This is a genomic window from Mesorhizobium sp. M7A.F.Ca.CA.001.10.2.1 (assembly GCF_003998575.1).
Classification (GTDB): Bacteria; Pseudomonadota; Alphaproteobacteria; order Rhizobiales; family Rhizobiaceae; genus Mesorhizobium.
In genome coordinates this window covers 1-5,968 of the sequence record NZ_RZQY01000359.1, presented here as the reverse complement: position 1 = coordinate 5,968, position 5,968 = coordinate 1, and the positions used below count along the sequence as shown (strand labels likewise).

Here is a 5,968-nt window from a genome sequence, read left to right as displayed (position 1 = left end):
CTATCAGGCAGCGCTGGCCGGTGCGCTTTATCTGCGCGCCTCCGGTATCAAGGCTTTTGCCTATACGCCGACCGATCTCTATGGCCGGACGGATGCAGCCGCCGATGCGTTCATCGCGCTGTCGGCCTCCGGGCAGAGCCGCGAAATCTACGACGTCATGCGCGAGGCGTCGGGCGCGCCGCGCCTGGCGGTCTGCCGTGGCAGCGGCAATCCGCTGGCTGATCTGACTGGTGCTGTGCTTGCCACGGATTCTGGCGCCGACAATGGCGCAAGCTCCACCGGCTATACCGGGACCTTGCTGGCGCTTGGCATGCTGATCGGCAGGCTTGCCGGCAACAGCTTCGATTGGGCGCGTTTGCCTGCCGCCGCAGCCGCCGTTCTTTCCGGCGCGACGCAAGCTGCTGGGCAGGCGGCACGGCTGCTGCAGGGCAGAACATCCATCGACATCGTTGGCGCCGGCGTCGGCTTCGCCAATGCCGGCGAGGCGGCGATGCTGATCCGCGAGGCGGTGAGGGTGCCGGCATCCGGATGGGATACGCTGAACTACCTGCACGGACCGATGGAATCGCAAGATGCGGCGACCGGACTCATTTGCATCGGTGATGGCCGCGAGGTGAAGATCGCGCAGGATGTTGCGGCCTTCGGTTGTCACTCGGTGCTGGTGACACGGCGCGTCGATGTCGCTGCCGCCGACAGGCTAGTGGTGATTTCCATCCCGGCACTCGGCAACGACATGGCCGATGCCATACTGGAGATCATCGCCATCCAGCTCATTGTCGGCGACATGCAGGACGCCGCCGGCCTCGCCGACATTACGTTCCGCTACCGCCAGACCGACACCAAGCTGAAGCCGTGGTCGCCGACCGAGGTGTAGCCTGTCCTGTTCGCGCATTTTCCGCTGCGTTCGACCTTCGGTTTGAGATCCTGCTTGCGGAAATTGCCAAACTGCCCGGCAATGAGGCATTCAGGGGAACATGCATGCGCCTTTGAGTCGTGCTGGTGATTTTGCGCGCGGCCAATAGGATTTTCAGGGCAAAAGGTCGAACGGCTGAGATGGCGGCTGCGGAAATCCCCAATCTGACCGAGAGCGCCCGCGCCGTGCTTCGTGTGCTCGCCGCGCATGGGCCGGTGACCCGGCCGAAACTCGGCGCCATGCTCGACCTGTCGAGACCGACCATGTCGGCGGCGGTGTCGGAACTGAGCGCCTTGGGTCTTGTGGCGTCGCGCGGACTGGAGCGTGGCGCCATCGGCCGCACGGCGACGGTCTACGGCATCGGTCCCGGCGCGGGCTACGCGATCGGCATCGATGTCGGCGCCGCCCAGGTGCGTGCCGTCGCCTATTCGATGGACGCGCAGAAGCTGGCGTCGGCGGAAGAACCGATCCCGGAAACGATAGCCGGCGATGCCGACGCGGTCGGCGCTGTCGTGCTGTCGGTGGCGCGTGCCACAATGGCCAAGGTGGCCAAGAGTTTTCGCGCGCTGCGTGCCATTGCGGTGGCGGTGCCGCGCATCGTCTCCAACGATCGTTTTGACCGGCCCGGCGGGCCGTCCGCCGTGCTTGGCCTGCTGCGGCGCAGTGTCAAAGTGCCGATCATCCTGGAAAACAACGTCAATTGCGCGGCCATCGGCGAGATGCACTTTGGCGCCGCGCAAGGCCACCAGACCTTCGCCTTTCTGCAGGTTGGCGTGCGGGTCGGCCTCGGCCTCATCACCGAAGGGCGTTTGTTTCGCGGAGCCGGCGGTGCTGCCGGCGAAATCGGCCGCATGCCGTTTCCGTGGTCGGCCAGCGAGACGCCCTATCGTGAAGGGCTCGAACATTATCTCGGCTCGCGGGCGCTGATCGAGCGCTGTCGTGTCGACTGGCCCGCTGGGGAAGGCGCGCCGCCCGACTCGGCCAAGGATCTGTTCGCGCGTGCTCTGGAGGGCTCAGCGTCGGCGGTAGCGGCAGTCGCGCGTCATGCAGCCGATATCGGCAGGCTGGCGGCCGGCTGCATCGGCATGCTCGACCCCGGCCTGATCGTGCTTGGCGGCGGTGTCGGCAGAAACCCGCTGATGACAGAAAATGTCGAACGCGTCGCAGCAGAACTTGCGTGGCCGACACGGATCGCCGTCAGTTCGCTTGAAGACGGCGGCACGGCGCTCGGCGCCATGAAGCTAGCCGTCGACTACAGTCTCGGGCTGATGCTGCGCGAAGGCCGCCATCCGGCTGTCGTGCTGCCGCCATTGTCAGAGCTGGAGCGCTAGTAGTGGTCTGATTTGGAAGATACCGCGTGACCAGATCGCTTCTGGAGAACTGTTTGCGACTGCGACTACTACCGTTGCAGAGCGCGTGTCTCGACTCTGGGGGCGAAAAAGTGCCCACGTAATGTTTTGACCTGTTCGTCGGCCAACGTCCCTTGCTGCAGCCCTTGCCCGCGGTCTCCGGGCAGTCGGCCTTAGGTCTTACTAGGTCAGCCCGCCATCCAGCCGCCGTCCACCATCAGGTTGATGCCTGTAACGTAGCTTGCCATGTCGCTGGCGAGAAACAAGGCGGCTCCGGCCACGTCGCTCGGATGTCCAAGCCGCGGCCATGGCGTGCGCCTTCGCGAGTAATCGAGCGCGTCGGGTTCGTTGGCGACACCCGGCTTGCCGGTGACGATCTTGCCTGGCGCAATCGCGTTGCAGACGATCAGGTCGTCGGCGTGGTCGACGGCGATCTGCCGTGTCATCTGCACGATGCCTCCCTTGCTCACAGAATAGGGGAAGTCGCCCGGGCAGGCCACGATACCATGCTGCGAGGAGATGTTGATGATGCGGCCGCGCACATCGGTGACGGGCGCCTGGGTGAGCATCTGCATCACCGCCCGTTTCGAGCAGTAGAAGAAACCGGTCAGGTTGACGCCGATGACGCGCTGCCATTGTTCCGGCGTGGTGTCGATCAGATTGGTGCTGGTGTAAATCGCGGCGTTGTTGACCATCACGTCGAGCCGTCCGAACTGCGTGACCGTCGCATCGACCAGCGCATCGACGGCGCTCCAGTCAGAGATGTCGGTCCGGATGTAAACAGCACCTCCGCCGGCCGAGCGGATCAACTCCACGGTGCTCTTACCGCCTTCGATCGGCTGCTCGACCGTGTCGGCGATGACGACGCTCGCGCCCTCGGCCGCGAATTTCAGCGCGATCGCGCGGCCGATGCCGGAACTGCCTCCGGTGACGATGGCGGTCTTGTCTGCGAGGAGGGGCATGGTCTTCAGCTTTCCCGGGTGACGATGGTTCCAATTTTCGGGCCGATCAGTTTTCCCTCGCGCGCGATTTCGCGACCGCGCAGGAAGACGCTTGTCAGCCGCGCCTGGACGGTCCAGCCATCGAATGGCGTATAGCCCGCTCGCGACACCTGATCGGCATTGGCGATCGTGCTGGACTGGCGCGGATCGAGGATGAGGATATCGGCATCGTAGCCGGTGGCGATCCGTCCCTTGCGCCGGCCAAGCCCGAAGCGCTCGGCCGGATTGCGGGCGCACAGGCGCACCAGATCGGACAATGCGATCAAGCCTTCATCGACCAGTTTCAGCATGGTCTGCAACAGTGTCTGCAGCCCTGGCATGCCACCTGGAATGTCGGCAAAGGCCGCATAGGATGCAGCCTTTTCGATTGGCGCGTGCGGCGCGTGGTCGGTGGCGACGATGTCGATCAGTCCTCCGCTCAGCGCGGCGCGCAGCGCATCCACATCATGCGGCGAGCGCAGGGGTGGCGAGGCCTTGAGATTAGCGCCTTGCATCTCATAATCGCTGGCGGTGAAGAAGAGGTTCTGCGGCGTTGTTTCGACGCTGGCGTCGGCCATGCCGCGCAGCCGGCCCCACGTCTCGACGCCGAGTTCGGAATTGATCTGGCGGACATGAATTCTGGTTTCGGCAGAGGCGGCGGCGATGAGCGCCCGGGCGATGCCGTTGGCTTCGGCGAGTGGCGGCCGGCTGGCCTGAAAGGCGGCGATGGTGCCGGGGCGGTCGCGTAGTGTGCTGCCGGTCAGGATCGATTGATCGCCGGGCGAGATGCCGATCAAAGTGTCGCTGCCGGCGAAAGCCTTCAACGCCTCGGCCACGGCGTCGGACGTCGCGAAGAGGAAGTCATCGGGCACATCGGCGGTGAACAGCTCGAACGAGACCGGCGCCAAGTCCAGCACGCGAGGGATAAGCGACAGGTTGCGGCTGACGACGGTCTGCAAGCCGACATCGACATGTATGCGGGCCTCGGTCATCGCCATCTTGTCGGCAAGCTGTTCGGCTGTGGCTGTCCATGGCTCGTCGGTCGGCATGTCGAGCACCGTCGTCACGCCGCCAAGGGCCGCGGCATGCGTGCCCGAGGAAAAGTCATCCTTGTGTGTCAGTCCAGGCTCGCGCAGGTGCGCGTGCGCGTCGACCAGGCCGGGCAGCAGATAGGCACCGGCCGCATCGATGACTGTCCTGGCCGAGGCCGTCTCGCCAGGCTGGACAAGCGCCGCGATACGGCCATCGGTAATGCCCACATCGCGCCGCTCGAACCCTTCGGCGTTGACGATGGTGGCTCCCCGGATCAGGGTTTCGAACATGCCGTCTTGTTTCCGTTAGCCGCGCCGCTCGAAGCTGGCATGGCTCTCCAGCCAGAACCGGGCAATCTCTTCGCGGCGCATGAAGGCAGCGGCCGGGTTCTGCTTCACATGTTCGATCACCTCGCGCAGCCCGGACGCCCGGTTGGGTTGGCCCATCCAGCGCGCATGGATGCCGATCGTCAGCATGCGGCCGCCGGTCTCGTCGGCTTCACCGAGCATGTAATCGATCGCCGAGCGGCAATCCTCAGCGAAGTCGCGCGGTTTGCTGTAGCCCGGCGCCACCAGATAACGGCTGTCGTTGAGCGTCTTGGAATAGGGCACGACCAGGATTTCCGTGCCCCGATGGTCGAGGAAGTAGGGCAGGTCGTCATTGCAGGGATCGGAGTGATAGAGGAAGCTGCCTTCCTCGACGAGCAGATCGCGCGTGTTGACGCTGGGCAGCGAGCGGCAGTTCCAGCCGAGCGGCCGCCTCCCCAGTAGTGTCTCGTAAAGCCCGACCGCTTCATGCAGCTGGCGCTTTTCCTCGCTGCGCTCCATGGTCGTATAGTCGATCCAGCGTAGGCCGTGGCCGAGCAGATCGTGTCGTCGCGTCTTCATCCATTCGACGAAGGGCGGGTTGCGCTCCAGCGCCACCGCGCAAGCTGAGATGGTGATCGGGATGTCGTAGCGATCAAAAAGCCGTGCCAAGCGCCAGACGCCGGCGCGGCTGCCATATTCGAAATGCGTCTCGGTGCCGAGGTCGCGCACCGGCGGGCTCGAGGTGAGATTGTATTCGCCCCAATTGTCGTTGCGGCCATCTTCGAGCCAGGAATATTCCGAGCCCTCCTCATAGTTGAGCACGAGGTTGATGGCGAGCTTGACGCCGCCGGGCCAGGTCACGAAGGGCGGATTCGGACCATAGCCGACGAGGTCGCGCGGCTGGGGCGGTTGCGAGGCAGCGCTTGGCGTCATGGCAAATTCCTCTCATCTCGTTTCGTTGGCGGTTATCCAGTCCATGTAGGCGTGGAAGGCTTCCTTGCCCGGACGCGGCCGCCATGTAGTGTCGCGCAGGATGCGGGCGATGTCATACGCGCCCCACATGCCGCCCTTCAGTCTCACATCCTGGACGATATTGGCGTCTTCTCCTGGTGTCACTTCGGCCTTCAGGCCCGGCACGCGTTCCCTTGCCCAGCCGACGATCTCGCCGATGGTCTGGCTAGACCCGGAGCCGATGTTGTAGTGACGGTAATTGAGGCGCGGTGCATCGATCAGCGCGAGGATCGCGGCGGCAACGTCGGTCGAGACGATATAGTCGCCGACCGGCTCCAGGCTGTTCGGCCTGATCGTCTCGCCGGCTAAAGCCATATGTGCGACGCGGTTGGGAACATGGCGAAAGTTGCGGCTCTCGGTCGCGCGGTCCATCGG

The 5,968-nt window shown here is 64.6% G+C and carries 5 protein-coding genes and 1 pseudogene; 2 read left to right on the top strand and 4 right to left on the bottom strand.

All coding sequences use genetic code 11. The features are described from left to right. Both EN964_RS21540 and EN964_RS21535 read left to right on the top strand, forming a co-directional pair. Positions 1-874: SIS domain-containing protein (locus EN964_RS21540; RefSeq protein WP_127276718.1), on the top strand; the 874-nt coding region annotated here is incomplete at its 5' end. A 179-nt stretch (positions 875-1,053) separates the two neighbouring features. Further along, positions 1,054-2,244: an ROK family transcriptional regulator gene (locus EN964_RS21535; RefSeq protein WP_127276716.1), complete on the top strand. Its 1,191-nt coding sequence runs from the start codon at positions 1,054-1,056 to the stop codon at positions 2,242-2,244. Positions 2,245-2,450: 206 nt separating this feature from the next. Here EN964_RS21535 and EN964_RS21530 read toward each other — a convergent pair whose 3' ends face one another. From EN964_RS21530 to EN964_RS21515, 4 genes and pseudogenes are all read right to left on the bottom strand, one after another. After that, the gene (locus EN964_RS21530; RefSeq protein WP_127267689.1) at positions 2,451-3,224 is read right to left on the bottom strand and encodes an SDR family NAD(P)-dependent oxidoreductase; all 774 of its coding nucleotides are present in this window, start codon (positions 3,222-3,224) and stop codon (positions 2,451-2,453) included. Between the two features lie 5 nt (positions 3,225-3,229). Continuing rightward, on the bottom strand, positions 3,230-4,564 hold the full coding sequence (locus tag EN964_RS21525; protein ID WP_127272625.1) for a dihydroorotase family protein: 1,335 nt from the start codon (positions 4,562-4,564) through the stop codon (positions 3,230-3,232). Positions 4,565-4,579: 15 nt separating this feature from the next. Continuing rightward, entirely contained in the window at positions 4,580-5,515 is a 936-nt protein-coding gene (locus EN964_RS21520; protein ID WP_127267690.1) for a polysaccharide deacetylase family protein, read from the bottom strand. A gap of 12 nt (positions 5,516-5,527) precedes the next feature. Then, positions 5,528-5,968, bottom strand: a pseudogene (locus EN964_RS21515) (NAD(P)-dependent oxidoreductase); the annotation flags it as partial.